The following is a 15,357-nucleotide window of genomic DNA, read 5'->3' as shown; positions in this document are numbered from 1 at the left end:
TCCGTCTGTACGGTGCTTAAATGGCAGAGGGAGGCAAAATGATGAGAAAAGTTTATATAAATGGGCTGTTACTTGTTGGCTTAGTTATATTGATTATAATTATTTACACGAAGTGGATTTCAATTGAAACGGAGGCATTCGCGCAAGGCTTCCAAGCTGAGGAGCGAGAGTTTATCATATTGCAGGAGCGTCAGCCAATTTATATGAAAGATATGACATTCCTGAAAATAGGTGAGATAGAGGCGAATCAGCCTTTTGCAATTATCGGCGAAGATGAGGCTTATTATGAGCTGCGTTTAGGGAAAATGCCTGTCTTTGTTCGCAAAGGGCAAGCGATTGTTGAAAAAAAGAAGATAATGACATCGGTACATACAGAGCAGCATGCTGCAATCAAAACACAACAAAAAACCATTGTTTATGATGAAGCTAATTTGCAGAGTGCAAAGTTAATGTATTTAGAAGCAGGCTATCGTTATCCAGTAGTGCAAGAAGAAAGAGATTGGTATATCGTAAATATAGGGGAACGCTTAGGGTATGTGTCTAAGCAATCTGTTGCTCTTGATGAAGGGCTGCCAGTGCTTGTTTATCATCATATTTTGCCAAAAAGCTTAATGAAAACGACAGCAAGTACAATTTCGCTAGAGGCTTTTGAACAGCAAATGGACTACTTAGCGGATAATAAATTTAAAACATTGACGGCAAATCAATTTTATGATTATTTGGAAGGACGCCTTGTTGTACCAACAAATGCGCTATTAATTACATTTGATGATGGTTTACTATCAACGAAGGAGTATGCCTATCCTATTTTAAAGCAATACGGCCTTACCGCGATTCAGCATATTATTTCCTCGCGTGTAAATAGAGCGCAAGAGGGGCAAGTATTCGATGCAGAAGGGCCACTACAATTTTTCACGAATTCCGATTTGATAGAGCTAGCAGATGTCTTTCAGTTTGAAGCACACACATATGACTTGCATTCACTTAATGAGGGTATAGGAATTGCTTTAGAGCGCTCAGAGGAAGAGATTATAATGGATTTACAACATAATCGACAACAAGTGCCAGACGCCATTTCGTTAGCTTATCCATATGGGCATTATAATGAGGAGTTTATGCGGGCAGCTAAAGAGGTAGGATTATTAATTGCCTTTACAACAGTGGAGGGTTATGCAAATATGAATGCTTCCAACTATGAAGTATGTAGATTTGGAATGACAGAGAAAAAGTCATTCGAACAATTTACCACTTACGTAAACGGTAACATGATATGGCAATAGAAAAGGGTGAGATTTGACAAATGAATGATATTGACCAAATTATTGATGAGCATTCACGCTATTTAGTGCGTATCGCTTATTTATACGTAAAAAATTGGTCGACAGCTGAAGATATTGTACAGGAAGTATTCGTTACATTTTTTCAAAAAAGCGAGCAATTTCGTCAGGAAGCGTCATTAAAAACCTATTTAACTAAAGTGACAGCTAATCGTGCAAAGGATTATTTACGCTCGTGGAAGCATAAAAAAGACGTATTATTTGAAACGATTTTTACATCGACAAAAGGTGTAGAGGAAATGATGTTAGAGCAGGAGCAACTTGCAGCGCTCGAGAAAAATCTTTTTCAGCTACCATTAAAATATCGTGAGCCATTAATACTCTTTTATTATGATGAGCAGTCGATTGCAGAAATAGCAGACTATTTACAGCTCAACGAAAATACGGTGAAAACACGGCTGCGACGAGCGAAGCAGCAATTAAAAGAGTTTTTTGAGGAAGAGGAGGTCGAAAGTAATTGAGCGACTTTAAACGCAAGCTTGATAAAATGATGGGCGACACATCCATGCAGGAGAGACGAATAAAGCAACGTGTATATGAAAACTTGCGAGCGCCAGCGAAAAAGCCTTCTTGGCAAGTACCATTTGTAACCGCAGCAATCGCTGTAGTAGCGCTGTTTCTATTTATTACGTTTAACCCGATAGAGCAGCTTTCATCAAATGAAGGACCAGAAATCCCATATGATCCACTCGATGATTTAGCACAAATTTCTGCCTTGCAAAAAAAGCAGGAGCTATCTTCGATTCGCTATGAGGAATTGGCAGAGCTGCCGCATTTTGATAAAGTGGATGGATTGCATTATGTCGATCGAGAAGCCTTTTCGTTAGAGGGAAGTACAAATACTTTCCATACAGTCATCGAACGCAAAGCGAATTTATATGATGGCGTTGTCTATAAGGCTGGTGATATTGTCCGTACAATGACAAATACGACAAGTCATTTGCCGACATATTCGGATGCTTATTACGAGGTTATTGCTGTGCCAGGAGATCGGATTGTACTGAAAAATGGGCAATTAAAAGTAAATGGCAAGCAAGTGCAATCAGAAATTATGGACTATTATAAAGAAAATGGTGTAACAATTGTAGGTGGCTATGACCAGCTATTGAACGCACGCGAATATTTTTTAATTAATCATTTTCCTGCTAGAAACACCGTACAGGCAGGGACAATTACACCTGTCCATAAAATTTATGGTGAGGTTGTTGGGCTAGCAACGGAAGAGGATACAACCTCTATCTATTTAGCTGGACAAGAAACAGCGGACTATACACCTGAGCAACATTTTGATTTGTTTTTATATGATAGTCTTTTTGGTGATGGTGCATTGGCACAATCCATGTTAGATTCTTCAGTATCGATTACACGTATGGGCGAGCTATTTTTAGAGGCAGCCTATCGAAAGGTTTCGCCGATTGCTGATAATCAGGTAGAAGTGCGATATCAATACGGGCGAGCAGGGGTTAGTGAACATGTATTTCATATGACAAAGCAAGCAGATAAATGGATTATCAATGAATAAAAGAGCGCATGAAATCGAGGTTAGATTTCATGCGTTTTGATAGGTTGCGTGCGAAAAATATGCTTTAATGTGCGCATCAGGTTAACATGCGATAGCGATACGGTGTTGTCCCTTGTTGCTGCTTGAATACTTTAATAAAATAATTAACATCCTCAAAGCCATTCAACTGTGCAACCTCTGTAATGGAGGCATCGGTTTCTAATAACGTTTTACATGCCGCTTGAATGCGCACATTTTGCACATAACGCTTAAAAGGAATGCCCTGTTTTTTAGAAAAGAGGGTACTTAAATAATTCGGGCTAATACCGAGCTGCTGAGCTACACTGTGCAAGTTCAACGTGCTATCGCTAAATTCACGCTGGATGAGCTCGATGGCTAACTCGCTGTAATCTGCCTTCAACTGCTCCTTCGACTTTTCCACAGCATCTATAAGCGTTTGCGTAAACAGCATCATTTCCTGCAAAATCGAATATAAAATCGGCCCCTCCAAAATCAAGTGAAAAAGCTTGCGATAATCTGCCTCGATTGATGCTTGCTGCTGCAAATGATATTTCATCATATAGCGTCGCAATTGCGCAAGTACACTTGTTAAATGAATGCGTACATCATCATGATGATAAAATGTATCTGCCTTTGCGAGCTGATAAAGGAATGCTTTAATTGCACCTGTATTTCTCTCTTCCAAGCTATTAATCCATAGCTGCTGCTCCTCTGGTGTTAATAGTGGGTCAAGCCTCACAATTGAAAATTGCTCAGAGCTAAGGAAAATATGCTCATAGCCTTTGTAAAAGCGTTGAATCAACACTTTTTTTACCTCATCATACATTTCACGTATCGTGGCATTATCACCATCGTACAATGCAATATTCATATATTGTGAGCTGACGACATGCCATTCTTGAATAAGTAAACGGAGCTGCTTTAATAATTCGTCACGCCCTACATTTTCCACAACACAAATAATGCGATTTTGTAGAGGTAAAGCCGTCATTTGCTGGAACAAACGCAGCTCAATAAACCATTGATAAAGCTGTAAATTTGATTCAAAATGGGATGGCTCAATAATGAAAAAATGCTTTTCCTTTACATCAATAATTGTTGGCTTTTTTAAATATAAATCAACATATAGCTGGACATCCGTTGCGGCTGTTGTTGCTATAGGTCTAGCGCGATCAATATTTAAAGCGAGCAATGTTGTTTTTAACTGCTCTAATGGAATAGGCTTCACAAATAACTGGGCAGCTTGTAATTGAATGGCTTTTGCAGCATGCTGAAAAATCGGCTGTGCAGTTAATGCGACAATATGTGGCTGATAGCGTTGCAGCAGCTTTTCAATAGAAGGTGTCACCATTTCAATTTCAACGATGATGACATGTGGCTGCAATGTCTCCATAGAAATTTGTAGCTGCGCTGTATCTTGCACATACTCCACCTCAACATGGCTAGGGAAGTAATTTTTTATATACCAGCTAATGCCTCGTGCCTCTTCAATATCTCGATCAATTAATAAAATACGCATGTTATCACCTTTAATAAATTCTATTTCTTATATTATTTATATTTTAAATCGTAAGTAGATATTTATTTCTTTAAATATTACTATATTGTGCAATGTAAATCCATTTATTCAGAATTGAAAGAAATTTAAAGTGTAAGTAAGGGGGGGATAGAATGACAACTAATCAACAAACAGAGCTCCTAGGGTTTCGCCCTCAACAAGCTGTGAAAATGATTGTGTGTAGTTTGATTGGGATATTTAGTTTCTTTGTAACGTTTGAATGGCAAGGAAAGTCATCTATTTTAATTGATCATATTGTAACGTTTCTTTCGACAAATGTTCCACAAGTAATCAATGTTTATATTATTCTCATATTAGTCCTTGGGGCGTTATATCCGTTTGTTACAGGCAAGTGGAAAAAATCGAAAGTTGACATTATATTATCTATTTTCAAGATTGGCGGATTAGCTGCTGGTATTATGCTAATTTTTGGCTTCGGCCCAGCATGGTTGTTTAATCCTGATATTGGCCCGTTTTTAATGGAAAAGCTGATTAAGCCTGTAGGGGTCTTGATTCCAATTGGTGCAATCTTTTTAGCATTATTGGTTAGCTATGGCTTATTAGAATTTATTGGGGTATTTATGCAGCCCGTTATGAAGCCGCTGTTTAGAACACCGGGACGTTCAGCAGTCGATGCTGTAGCGTCGTTTGTAGGGAGCTACTCAGTCGGACTATTATTAACAAATCGCGTTTTCAAAGAAGGGAAGTATACGATCCGCGAAGCGGCAATTATTGCAACAGGCTTTTCAACTGTATCAGCTACATTTATGGTCGTTGTTGCCAAAACGCTTGATTTAATGGAGCATTGGAACGCATTCTTCTGGGTGACTTTAGTCATTACCTTTATTGTAACCGCTATCACTGCGAGAATTTACCCGCTACGCTCCATGAGTAACGATTGCTATGAAGGCTCAACACATCAACCAGAAGTGATTGTACGCAAGGACCGTTTGAAAACAGCATGGCATGAAGCGATGGTGGCAGTTGACGCAACACCGCCACTAATGAAGAATTTATATCTTCATTTGAAAGATGGACTCATTATGACGATGGGGGTTATTCCTTCCATTTTGTCAGTAGGCTTATTAGGAGTGGTACTTGCAACGTATACACCTGTTTTTGATATCGTTGCGTATATCTTTGTGCCATTTACTTATATATTGCAAATACCAGATCCAATGCTTGCAGCAAAAGCGGTATCGTTATCAATTGCAGAAATGTTTTTACCTGCATTAGTCGTAACACAGGCAGCAATGGTGACGAAATTTATTGTAGCAGTTGTATCGATATCAGCCATTCTATTTTTCTCGGCTGTTATTCCAGTTATTTTATCAACAGACATTCCGTTATCTATTCGTCAAATGATTATTATTTGGTTTGAACGCGTAGTTTTAACGTTAATTTTAGTAACACCAATTGCATTTTTATTATTTTAAAGGGAGAGATTGATAATGACTTTTAAAACAAACATTAAAGCACCAAGAGGAAATGAATTAACATGTAAAGGATGGACACAGGAAGCGGCAATGCGCATGCTAATGAACAACCTTGACCCTGAAGTAGCAGAAAATCCAGACGAGCTAGTTGTTTATGGTGGTATCGGTAAAGCGGCACGTAACTGGGAAAGCTATGAGCAAATTATTGAATCGTTAAAGAAGCTTGAAAATGATGAGACATTAATTGTGCAATCAGGGAAGCCTGTAGCAGTATTCCGCACACATGAAAATGCACCACGCGTATTAATTGCGAACTCCAATTTAGTGCCACAATGGGCAAATTGGGATAAGTTCTATGAGCTAGAAGAGCGCGACTTAATGATGTATGGACAGATGACAGCAGGTAGCTGGATTTATATCGGAGCGCAAGGTATTTTACAAGGGACGTATTTAAGCTTTGTAGAGGCTGGTAAAAAAGTATTTGGCTCTGCGGATTTACGTGGTAAATTTATTTTAACTGGTGGTATGGGCGGTATGAGTGGTGCACAGCCACTTGCAGGTAAAATGGCTGGGGCAGTTATTTTAGTAGTGGAAGTAGAGCGTGCGAAAATCGAACGTAAAATTAAAGAAGCATATTGTGATTATTTAGTAGAAACAGTAGATGAGGCGATTGCGTTAGTAAATGAGCTACGTGAGAAAAATGAGCCTGCATCAATCGGTCTTGTAGGCAACTGTGCAGATGTTAACCGTGAGCTATTAAATCGTGGCATTATTCCAGATTTCGTAACAGACCAAACATCAGCGCATGACCCAATCAACGGCTATGTACCAAATGGCATGACTTTAGAGGAAGCATTTGCACTGCGCAAGGCTGACCCGAAAACATATGAGCAAAAAGCGAAGGAAACAATGGCAGAGCATGTGCGCACAATGTTAGAATTCCAAGAGAAGGGTGCGGAAGTATTCGACTATGGCAATAATATTCGTGCATATGCGCAGGAAATGGGTGTTGAAAATGCCTTCGACTTCCCAGGCTTCGTACCAGCGTACATTCGTCCACTGTTCTGTGAGGGGAAAGGGCCATTCCGTTGGGCAGCATTATCTGGTGACCCAGAGGATATTTACAAAACAGATGCATTAGCGAAGGAAATGTTCGCACAGGATGAAGGCTTAGTCAACTGGATTGATATGGCTCAGAAAATGGTGAAATGGCAAGGGTTACCTGCACGTATTTGCTGGCTAGGCTATGGTGATCGTCATCGCTTCGCATTACGCGTTAACGAAATGGTAGCAAGTGGCGAGCTAAAAGCGCCGATTGTGTTTGGTCGTGACCATTTAGACTCAGGCTCTGTAGCCTCACCGAACCGAGAAACAGAAGGAATGCGTGATGGCACGGATGCAGTGTCAGACTGGCCGCTATTAAATGCACTTGTTAATACAGCGAGCGGTGCAAGCTGGGTAAGCTTACATCATGGCGGTGGCGTAGGTATGGGCTTCTCACAGCACGCAGGTCAAGTGCTTGTGGCTGATGGAAGCGAGCTAGCAGCAGAAAAAATTAAACGAGTATTAGTAGCAGACCCAGGTATGGGGGTTGTGCGTCATGCCGATGCAGGATACGATATTGCAATTCGCACAGCAAAAGAAAAAGGCGTACAAATGCCGATGTTAAAGGACTGAGAAAATGGCGTTATTAATTATCAATGCAAATGAAGTCGTGACATTAGCGAGTGAGAAAAAAGGGCCTCGTGTCAAAGAGGAAATGGCAGAAATCAATGTGCTACAAGATGTAGCAGTGTTAGTAGCCGAGGGGAAAATCGTCGAGATTGCTCCCCTTGAGCAGCTAAAAAGCGAATATGCAGCATTAGTAGAAAGTGCGGAAGTGATTGACGCAAAAGGACAAATCGTCTTACCTGGCTTCGTTGATGCACATACACATTTAGTGCATGGTGGCACACGTGAAAACGAATTTAATATGCGTTTAAACGGTGCAACATATATGGAAATTATGAATGCTGGTGGTGGTATTCATTACACGACAACAAAAACGCGTGAGGCGAGCTTTGATGAGCTATACGATAAAACGTATGCGCATTTAAACACTTTTTTAAAGCATGGTATTACAACGGTTGAAGCAAAATCAGGCTACGGTCTTGATTGGGAAACGGAATATAAGCAATTAACTGTTGCGAAAAAGCTACAGGAAACGCATGCAGTAGATGTTGTTTCAACATTTATGGGTGCACATGCTGTCCCGAAGGAATATAAGGAGGACAGCGACAAATTCGTTGATATTGTTATTGAAGAAATGCTGCCAAAGGTAGCGGAGCAAGGCTTGGCTGAATTTAATGATGTCTTTTGTGAGCACGGTGTTTTTACGCCAGAGCAATCACGTCGCATTTTATTAGCAGGAAAAGCTTTAGGCTTAACACCGAAAATTCATGCGGATGAAATCGAGCCATATGAAGGGGCGGAGCTTGCGGCAGAAGTTGGTGCCATTTCTGCAGAGCATTTACTTGTTGCTTCAGATGAGGGCATTCGTCGCATGGCTGAGGCTGGCACAATCGCTGTGCTTTTACCAGGAACAGCCTTCTTCTTACGTGCACCTTTCGCAAGAGGTCGTTTAATGGTTGATTCAGGTGTACCTGTTGCCATTTCGACAGACTTCAATCCAGGCTCATCGCCAACAATTAGCCTGCCATTTATTCAAAACTTGGCATGCTTAAATATGGGCATGACGATGGAAGAGGTGATTACTGCAACGACAATCAATGCCGCATATGCAATTAATCGTGGCGATGAAGTCGGCTCATTAGAGGCTGGTAAAAAAGCAGATATCGTGATTTTAAACGTACCAAACTATAAGCAAATGCAATATTTCTACGGCATGAACCATACACATACAGTTATTAAAGGTGGTCAAGTCGTTGTGAAGGATGGCGTTCTTGTATGAGTGAAGTCATTGTACAACCAAGCTTTAAATGGCAGCGCCAAGATGGGCAGGATATAAAGGTTAAGGACTGGATTTGCCCTGTAGCAGAAATGACAGAGGAGCCACAGGTCGTTGTGCTAGGTGTACCATTATCACGCTCATCCATTAGCGCATCAGCAGCCTCAGAGTTTCCGAGCGCCTTCCGCAAAAGCTGGGAGCTATTCACAACATACTATATTGATGAGCAAGTTGATATTCGTGATTTGCGTGTTGCAGATATTGGCGATGTCAAAATGCATACGACCGATATTTTGCAATGTCATCGCAATATTGAGGAAGCGATGCAGGAAGTAATGCAAAAGCATCCTCAAAGCTTTTACGTATCCATCGGTGGCGACCATTCTATTACAGCACCGCTTATCCGTGCATTGCGTGAAGGAAAACGTGTCGGCATTTTGCAGTTTGATACACATTTAGATTTACGTGATTTATCAAATGGTCCATCAAACGGCACGCCAATTCGCCAATTACTAGAGGCTGGCGTTGTGCAAGGCGGGGATGTTTACAATATTGGCTTGCATGGCTTCTATAATGCGCCATCTTTAATTGAGGCAGCAAAGCATTATGGTGTCAATATGATTACATTAAAGCAAATGCGCAGCAAAGGGGCACAGCAGCAAATTGCTGAGGTCATGGCGGCATTGCAAGAGAAAGTGGATTTCATTTATGTAACGGTCGATATTGACGTGCTAGATATTGCCTACGCTCCAGGTGTACCTGCTTCAACACCGGGCGGGATGCGTACAGACGAGCTATTTGATTTACTATATGAAGTGGGCAAGTATGATGCAGTACGCGCAATGGACTTCGTGTGCATTGACCCGCACCGCGATACAAGTGAGCTGCAAACAGTAAAAGCTGTGACCTATGCATTTTTGACGGCGTTGAGCTCGCGGTATATAAGAACTATTGGCAACTGAGAACTTGATTTATGGTTGAAAGCATTCTAAAAAAGCAAAGAACCGTTTGAAAAGCTGTGCATTTGCACACTTTTCAGACGGTTTTAGTCATGCTTATTTTTAGAGTTCTTGTTCTTTATATAAAGTAAAAGATTTGAAATTGCATAAATTAACATTAGAAATACTGGTATTTTGAAAAGCCAATGACTTTCTACGAATATTAATTGTGGATAAAGCAGTATAAGAAAAGCGAAAACCAACAATGCAATTGTTTTGCTAAAAGATATCTGCTCATCATGCTTTTTTACATCACTGTATTTTATAGCTGCTATATTTTGTACTAGCGCTATGGCAGTAGCTACAGCAATTAAAATTGCAGGTATTTTCAAGGACCAATGCTCCCTCACAAATATTTCACGTATGAAGAAAATTGTGAAAAAAGCGGGGATGAGTATTCCTATTATTCTTCTAAAGGACATTATCGTTTTTAATCACCCCAAAACCCACCTGTATGTTTTACAGGTATATCATACCATGCATTAATAGCTTTGTTGTAGTCCCAAACCCAATGAGCAACTTCCCAAGCTATATTAACAGGTACAGCAAGTTTTTTTGCAAGGGTAAAAAGATCACCAATTGACCATTGTGTAAAACCTTTATCGATTATATGAATTATAGCACTCACTGCTGTTGCTTCAAAAATAAAAGTAGATTCCCTACTTCGTAAAGCATCAACTTGGGATCTAAAAGAATCGAAATTTGCATCATTAAGCTTAATTTTCGATTTAGTCATGGAGCTATATTTTGCATCTCCATAATTTGCTGATAAATCTCTACGATATCCGAGCTTGGAGCCTAACACCATTGAATTGACCCAACTACTATAAGCGAAAGGTTGTATGAGGGCTATTTCAACATTGTTTGATTCTGCTAAATCAAAAAAGATACTTTCATCATCTTTAATAATTTCAATGAAAGAGTTTGTTTCTATAAACTCTTTCTTAGAGTCCTCTATTAATACCTTTTCTCCATTATTTACTTGATAGATTTTAGTTTTGACTTCCGTTTTATTTTCATATTCTTGGATTTCCTCTTCGTAACGTAAAAGCACTCCATCTTGTTCAACTTCATAAATCAATTCACTATTTGTTTGTTTAATCATATTAATAGAATTATTTGAAATTTCATTCTTAGCAGCAGCATAACTTTCTAATGGGAATATTACTGTTGTGAACCCTGTAATGAAAATTGCACTGATTAATAGCCATTTTTTAAAATTTACATTCATCATTAAATAGTCCTTTCTTCTGTCTACTAAGATTCAATATTAATAGAAAATTCGTAGACTATACTAGGTAAAGATTTAGGTATTTGAATTTTTTGCTATAGCATAGTGTCTTACCTCAAGGTAATAACATCGTATCAATCTACGTACCGCAATTACAATTGCGTGTTTCCGCAAATATATATGCGTGATACCGCAGCGGTAATTAACAGGAGTAGGGAATGGCAAAATTAAGGTTCTGTTTCTAATTGTAATCAAAGGGGAGAGGAGCAATATTTTACGGGGGAATCATACATATTTTTTAACAATATTGAGCGCACATTATATTCATTGAAAATGAGGAGCATTTTTTATTCGCTAAAAAAATTATTCGTCTTTTTCGATGATGAGAATCGTTTATAGTAGTGAGAGGAGGGCGAAAATGAATCATTTAGAAGATGTAATGGAGGAATATACCGACCAGCTATTTCGTATTGCCTATTATTACACAAAGGATGTGCAAGCAGCTGAGGATATTGTGCAGGAAGTCTTTATTAAATATTATTACACCTACAATCACCAAGCACACGAAGAATTAAAGGCATTACTTGCTAAAATGACCGCCAATAAGTGTAAAGATTATTTAAAGAGCTGGGCTTATCGAAAACTTGTCCTATATAAAAAGCTGCCTCTTTTAAAAATAACAGACATTCTCTATGAATCCTCAGCATTGGAGGAAGAAGTGTTGGAATTACCGCTAAAATTTAGGGAAATCATTACGTATTATTATTTTGAAGGATTTACAACAAAGGAGATTTCAACAATTATAGCGACACCTGAAAGCACGGTAAAATCTAGGCTGAAACGAGGTAGGGAGCTTTTGAAAGAAAAGTTGGAAGGAGTTGACTTCACATGAGTAAATTGCAATTTAAACGCTTTGAGGCAATGCAAGGTAGTAAAAGGAGAATTATCGAAAATACGAGAAAGCAAATTCAGCAGAACACAAAAGCTAAGCAAAAAAATAACTCATTTTATATCGCAACAATTTTGCTGATGAGCTGCCTAATGTTGTTTGCTTTGCTCCAGCTGATTCCATCAGATAAAAATGCCAATTTGGCTAATTTTGAAGGTAATTTATTAGGTATGATTCACTATGAAAATGATGTATTTTACTTTCAAGTAAATGAAAAATCTATCGAAGATTATCCCGAATTAAGAGGGGCTATTAAAGCTTCAACTAAAATTATGTTTCCATCTAATACAGAGAGAGTTTTACGTGACATGCCAGAACTTTATATAGATATACCCGCAATTATTACAGTTAAAGGATTAGAGAAAAGAAAGAACGCTTATTTAGCAAAAGATACAAATATATTAGATTTAGGAACTGATTGGGCTGAATATGAGCATTTATTTACTTTTCAATTGATTTTAAATGAGCGGAGCGAGGTTCTATTAGATGAGAAACTTGAAAAAATATATCTTCAGTTTTCACAAGAACAGAATAAGGCTTTGCTGATGAATCTTGCGCCACATGAAGTTTTTCAGTTATATCAATTTGCAATGGAGCAAAATGATAGCCGAGTTATTTACGAATTAATCAATGAAGAGGGTGTTAAACCAACATTTGAGGAATTTAGCAAAGACATAGGCGATTTAAAAAGCAGCGCTGCTTTTAAGCATACACAACTTTACGAGAAAATTGAAGAAAATCAACATGCTTATATTTTTACAAAATATAAAGATGCCTTCTTTGGTTTATCGAAAACAGCAGATGGCGTTTGGCAGGTGAATTATTTGCCAGAGCAATAAAATAGGCTGCCTAAAGCCAAGTTTTTAGGCAGTTTTCTTGGCTTTTAAATAGTGCACGAATTGCAAGAGGGCGTAAAAAATAAGCAGCAGCACAGGTATTTTGAAAAGCCAATGACTTTCTATGAAAATTACTTGAGGGAACAAAATAATAATAACCGAAAAGACAAATAATCCAATGATTTTCTTTAATGATAGTGGTTCACTTGTATTCCCTTTAGCACGGTATTTAAATGCCAATATATTTTGTACGAGTGCACATACAGTAATGATTGCTAGCAAAATAGCAGGTACTTTGAAAGACCAATGTTCTCGTACGAATATTTCTCTTATAAAAAAGATAGTGAAAAAAGCAGGAATCAGTAACCTTATTATTTTTCTATCATCGTGTGATTCTCTTAGTTTTAAATAATACGAAAATCCCCCAAATCATTAATGCCACACTAATCGGAAGTGTAAATAGCCCACTAATTGGCGTTAAAAACCCGATAAAAAATATGACGATACTTAAAATAATCCAAATCATTTCCATTCCCCCTTTTTATTTATAGTAATTGATAAATCTTTAATTCTCTATCCTTATTTTGACTAAATTTAGTCATATATGAAAAATACATGTTTTGTAACGTGCATCAAGCATTGGTTTCCCTTTACGCATCTTCTACAATGAAGGTGAGTGGAGGATGGAATAATGAAGCAACAGGAAATATATGATTTTTTCAATTTATATAAAAAAGAATATCAAAAAACAGACGAATGGCTAACGCAGCGACTACAGCAGAGACCGTATGAGCTAACGGCAGAGGAGTTAACATTTGGTGCACGGGTTGCGTGGCGCAATAGCAATAAATGCATTGGGCGTCTTTTTTGGCAGTCGCTCCATGTTTTTGACGAGCGCCATTTATTAGAGGAAGAAGCTATTTTCGAAGCCTTGCTGCGTCATATTGATTTTGCGACGAATGGTGGAAAAATTCGACCAACACAAACGGTTTTTGCTGCGGGGCGTGTAAGAATTTGGAATCATCAGCTGATTCGCTATGCAGGTTATGAAACAAAGGATGGTATAGTTGGTGATTCAGATTCATTACAGTTTACGCAAATGTGTATGGAGCTTGGCTGGCGAGGAGAAGGAACACGCTTTGATGTCTTGCCATTAGTAATTCAAGTAGATGACCGAAAGCCGAAATGCTTTGAGATTCCGCGCAAGCATGTGCTAGAAGTTGAAATAACGCATCCAGATTATCCTCATTTTGCGGAGCTACAGTTGAAATGGTATGCCGTTCCAATTATTTCAAGTATGCGCTTGAACTGTGGCGGGATTGACTATACAGCAGCACCATTTAATGGCTGGTATATGGGGACGGAAATTGGCGCACGCAATTTTGCTGATGTGGAGCGCTACAATATGCTGCCTGCTGTAGCAGATATTATCGGCATCGCACGTGAATCAAACAGCTCTTTATGGAAGGATAAAACATTAGTTGAGTTAAATATTGCTGTACTACACTCCTTTAAAATGGCGGGGGTTAGCATTGTCGATCATCATACAGCAGCACAGCAATTTAAGCTTTTCGAGCAGCAGGAGCAAGCAGCAAATCGCGAAGTGACAGGCAATTGGACATGGTTAATTCCGCCGCTATCACCAGCTACGACACATATTTATCATAAGCCAATGTCGAATGATATTAACAAACCGAACTATTTTTATCAAAAATCACCATATCAGCCTTAAGACGTAGTTGCAATTCCACCGCAGGAGGGTTTCTAGAAAAATACAGCTTCTATATACTGAAAGTAACAGATAAAGTATGTAGAGGGAGGATATTAAAATGAAAAAATTAGTAGTGCTTGGTGTTTCGATTGCCATGTTAGCGGGGTGTAGCTCTATTTTGCCTAGCAAAACTGAGGAGGAAGCCATTGTTGTTGAGAAAGATGGAGCGAAGCAGTTAGATGTTAATCTTGAGCTTGGTGTAGGTGAAGTGACAGTTGCCAAGGGTGCAGAGCAATGGTTAGAAGGCGTTGCAGAGTATAATAAAAAGAAATTGGCACCACATACTCGTTATAAGCTAGCTGGCGATACAGGCGATCTTACAATTGAACAAAAAGGCTCAAGAAATCTTGCATTATCCGAAATAAAAAGTAATTGGGCTTTAAAGCTAAACGAAGATGTACCAATGAATTTGTATGTAGAGACAGGGGCTGCTGTTGCCAATCTTGATTTACAAGGGCTACAGCTTGAAAATTTAGAAATTGAAACAGGTGTTGGTGATTTATCTGTCAATTTAGGTGGCGATTGGGAAAAAAGCTTTGATACGACAATTGAGTCAGGTGTCGGACAAACGACTGTCACTCTACCATCAGAGGTAGGGGTAAAAATTACAGTGGAAAAGGGAATTGGCTCAGTCGATATTGATGGCTTTATTGCGCAAGGTAAGGATACTTATGTGAATGAGGCATATGGCAATAAGGAAGTCACAATTAATATAAATGTTGAAATGGGCATTGGCAATGTCGTGTTCAAGTTAGATAAATAAAAGGCAAGC

The 15,357-nt window shown here is 38.8% G+C and carries 15 protein-coding genes; 11 read left to right on the top strand and 4 right to left on the bottom strand.

Annotated features, from left to right (window positions below; all coding sequences use genetic code 11):
• Positions 1–38: 38 nt before the first annotated feature.
• Genes M3Z76_RS09790 through M3Z76_RS09780 form a run of 3 tightly spaced genes read left to right on the top strand, consistent with a single transcriptional unit; the run spans position 39 to position 2,859 of the window.
• On the top strand, positions 39–1,280 hold the full coding sequence (locus tag M3Z76_RS09790; protein ID WP_293926012.1) for a polysaccharide deacetylase family protein: 1,242 nt from the start codon (positions 39–41) through the stop codon (positions 1,278–1,280).
• 20 nt (positions 1,281–1,300) lie between these two features.
• Positions 1,301–1,798, top strand: a complete 498-nt coding sequence (locus M3Z76_RS09785) for a sigma-70 family RNA polymerase sigma factor (protein ID WP_293926010.1) — start codon at positions 1,301–1,303, stop codon at positions 1,796–1,798.
• Positions 1,795–2,859 carry a S26 family signal peptidase gene (locus tag M3Z76_RS09780; protein ID WP_293926007.1) on the top strand — a complete coding sequence of 355 codons (1,065 nt, stop codon included), beginning with the start codon at positions 1,795–1,797 and terminating at the stop codon, positions 2,857–2,859. The genes M3Z76_RS09785 and M3Z76_RS09780 overlap by 4 nt, the downstream gene beginning before the upstream one ends.
• Before the next feature lie 76 nt (positions 2,860–2,935).
• On the opposite strand, the gene M3Z76_RS09775 is transcribed toward M3Z76_RS09780, so the two are convergent.
• Entirely contained in the window at positions 2,936–4,378 is a 1,443-nt protein-coding gene (locus M3Z76_RS09775) for a response regulator transcription factor (RefSeq protein ID WP_293926004.1), read from the bottom strand.
• Positions 4,379–4,530: 152 nt separating this feature from the next.
• Here M3Z76_RS09775 and M3Z76_RS09770 point away from each other — a divergent pair, with 152 nt between their 5' ends.
• From M3Z76_RS09770 to M3Z76_RS09755, 4 genes are read left to right on the top strand one after another with little or no spacing between them, the layout of a single operon-like run.
• Positions 4,531–5,853 (top strand): YjiH family protein, encoded by a 1,323-nt coding sequence (locus M3Z76_RS09770; protein ID WP_293926001.1) that lies wholly within the window; start codon positions 4,531–4,533, stop codon positions 5,851–5,853.
• A gap of 12 nt (positions 5,854–5,865) precedes the next feature.
• Entirely contained in the window at positions 5,866–7,530 is a 1,665-nt protein-coding gene (gene hutU, locus M3Z76_RS09765; RefSeq protein WP_483310160.1) for a urocanate hydratase, read from the top strand.
• Between the two features lie 4 nt (positions 7,531–7,534).
• Positions 7,535–8,803 (top strand): imidazolonepropionase, encoded by a 1,269-nt coding sequence (gene hutI / locus M3Z76_RS09760; protein WP_293925995.1) that lies wholly within the window; start codon positions 7,535–7,537, stop codon positions 8,801–8,803.
• Entirely contained in the window at positions 8,800–9,762 is a 963-nt protein-coding gene (locus tag M3Z76_RS09755; protein WP_293925993.1) for an agmatinase family protein, read from the top strand. The genes hutI and M3Z76_RS09755 overlap by 4 nt, the downstream gene beginning before the upstream one ends.
• A gap of 83 nt (positions 9,763–9,845) precedes the next feature.
• Here the strand turns inward: M3Z76_RS09755 and M3Z76_RS09750 are convergent, their stop codons facing one another.
• Both M3Z76_RS09750 and M3Z76_RS09745 read right to left on the bottom strand, forming a co-directional pair.
• A complete protein-coding gene (locus M3Z76_RS09750) occupies positions 9,846–10,130 on the bottom strand; it encodes a hypothetical protein (protein WP_293925990.1) in 285 nt (94 codons plus the stop codon).
• A 98-nt stretch (positions 10,131–10,228) separates the two neighbouring features.
• Positions 10,229–11,032, bottom strand: a complete 804-nt coding sequence (locus M3Z76_RS09745; RefSeq protein ID WP_293925987.1) for a hypothetical protein — start codon at positions 11,030–11,032, stop codon at positions 10,229–10,231.
• A gap of 415 nt (positions 11,033–11,447) precedes the next feature.
• On the opposite strand from M3Z76_RS09745, the gene M3Z76_RS09740 reads away from it, so the two are divergent.
• Together M3Z76_RS09740 and M3Z76_RS09735 are read left to right on the top strand one after the other, a co-directional pair.
• A complete protein-coding gene (locus tag M3Z76_RS09740) occupies positions 11,448–11,921 on the top strand; it encodes a sigma-70 family RNA polymerase sigma factor (RefSeq protein WP_293925984.1) in 474 nt (157 codons plus the stop codon).
• Entirely contained in the window at positions 11,918–12,817 is a 900-nt protein-coding gene (locus tag M3Z76_RS09735) for a hypothetical protein (RefSeq protein WP_293925981.1), read from the top strand. The genes M3Z76_RS09740 and M3Z76_RS09735 overlap by 4 nt, the downstream gene beginning before the upstream one ends.
• Before the next feature lie 379 nt (positions 12,818–13,196).
• On the opposite strand, the gene M3Z76_RS09730 is transcribed toward M3Z76_RS09735, so the two are convergent.
• The gene (locus M3Z76_RS09730; RefSeq protein WP_293925978.1) at positions 13,197–13,340 is read right to left on the bottom strand and encodes a hypothetical protein; all 144 of its coding nucleotides are present in this window, start codon (positions 13,338–13,340) and stop codon (positions 13,197–13,199) included.
• 165 nt (positions 13,341–13,505) lie between these two features.
• Here M3Z76_RS09730 and M3Z76_RS09725 point away from each other — a divergent pair, with 165 nt between their 5' ends.
• Both M3Z76_RS09725 and M3Z76_RS09720 read left to right on the top strand, forming a co-directional pair.
• The gene (locus tag M3Z76_RS09725) at positions 13,506–14,546 is read left to right on the top strand and encodes a nitric oxide synthase oxygenase (protein WP_293925976.1); all 1,041 of its coding nucleotides are present in this window, start codon (positions 13,506–13,508) and stop codon (positions 14,544–14,546) included.
• Positions 14,547–14,643: 97 nt separating this feature from the next.
• Positions 14,644–15,348: a toast rack family protein gene (locus tag M3Z76_RS09720; RefSeq protein ID WP_293925974.1), complete on the top strand. Its 705-nt coding sequence runs from the start codon at positions 14,644–14,646 to the stop codon at positions 15,346–15,348.
• Positions 15,349–15,357: the final 9 nt, after the last annotated feature.

Origin of the sequence: Metasolibacillus sp. (assembly GCF_025291715.1) — a bacterium.
GTDB classification, from domain to species: domain Bacteria; phylum Bacillota; class Bacilli; order Bacillales_A; family Planococcaceae; genus Metasolibacillus; species Metasolibacillus louembei.
The sequence above is the reverse complement of the archived record's forward strand: the minus strand, read 5'-3'. Positions and strand labels throughout refer to the sequence as shown.

What these genes read in the sequence shown, in the direction of transcription:
- M3Z76_RS09790 (WP_293926012.1), top strand. Translation starts at nt 39, where the DNA reads ATGATGAGAAAAGTTTATATAAATGGGCTGTTACTTGTTGGCTTAGTT.
- M3Z76_RS09785 (WP_293926010.1), top strand. Translation starts at nt 1,301, where the DNA reads ATGAATGATATTGACCAAATTATTGATGAGCATTCACGCTATTTAGTG.
- M3Z76_RS09775 (WP_293926004.1), bottom strand. Translation starts at nt 4,378, where the DNA reads ATGCGTATTTTATTAATTGATCGAGATATTGAAGAGGCACGAGGCATT.
- M3Z76_RS09770 (WP_293926001.1), top strand. Translation starts at nt 4,531, where the DNA reads ATGACAACTAATCAACAAACAGAGCTCCTAGGGTTTCGCCCTCAACAA.
- hutI (WP_293925995.1), top strand. Translation starts at nt 7,535, where the DNA reads ATGGCGTTATTAATTATCAATGCAAATGAAGTCGTGACATTAGCGAGT.
- M3Z76_RS09755 (WP_293925993.1), top strand. Translation starts at nt 8,800, where the DNA reads ATGAGTGAAGTCATTGTACAACCAAGCTTTAAATGGCAGCGCCAAGAT.
- M3Z76_RS09745 (WP_293925987.1), bottom strand. Translation starts at nt 11,032, where the DNA reads ATGATGAATGTAAATTTTAAAAAATGGCTATTAATCAGTGCAATTTTC.
- M3Z76_RS09740 (WP_293925984.1), top strand. Translation starts at nt 11,448, where the DNA reads ATGAATCATTTAGAAGATGTAATGGAGGAATATACCGACCAGCTATTT.
- M3Z76_RS09735 (WP_293925981.1), top strand. Translation starts at nt 11,918, where the DNA reads ATGAGTAAATTGCAATTTAAACGCTTTGAGGCAATGCAAGGTAGTAAA.
- M3Z76_RS09730 (WP_293925978.1), bottom strand. Translation starts at nt 13,340, where the DNA reads ATGATTTGGATTATTTTAAGTATCGTCATATTTTTTATCGGGTTTTTA.
- M3Z76_RS09725 (WP_293925976.1), top strand. Translation starts at nt 13,506, where the DNA reads ATGAAGCAACAGGAAATATATGATTTTTTCAATTTATATAAAAAAGAA.
- M3Z76_RS09720 (WP_293925974.1), top strand. Translation starts at nt 14,644, where the DNA reads ATGAAAAAATTAGTAGTGCTTGGTGTTTCGATTGCCATGTTAGCGGGG.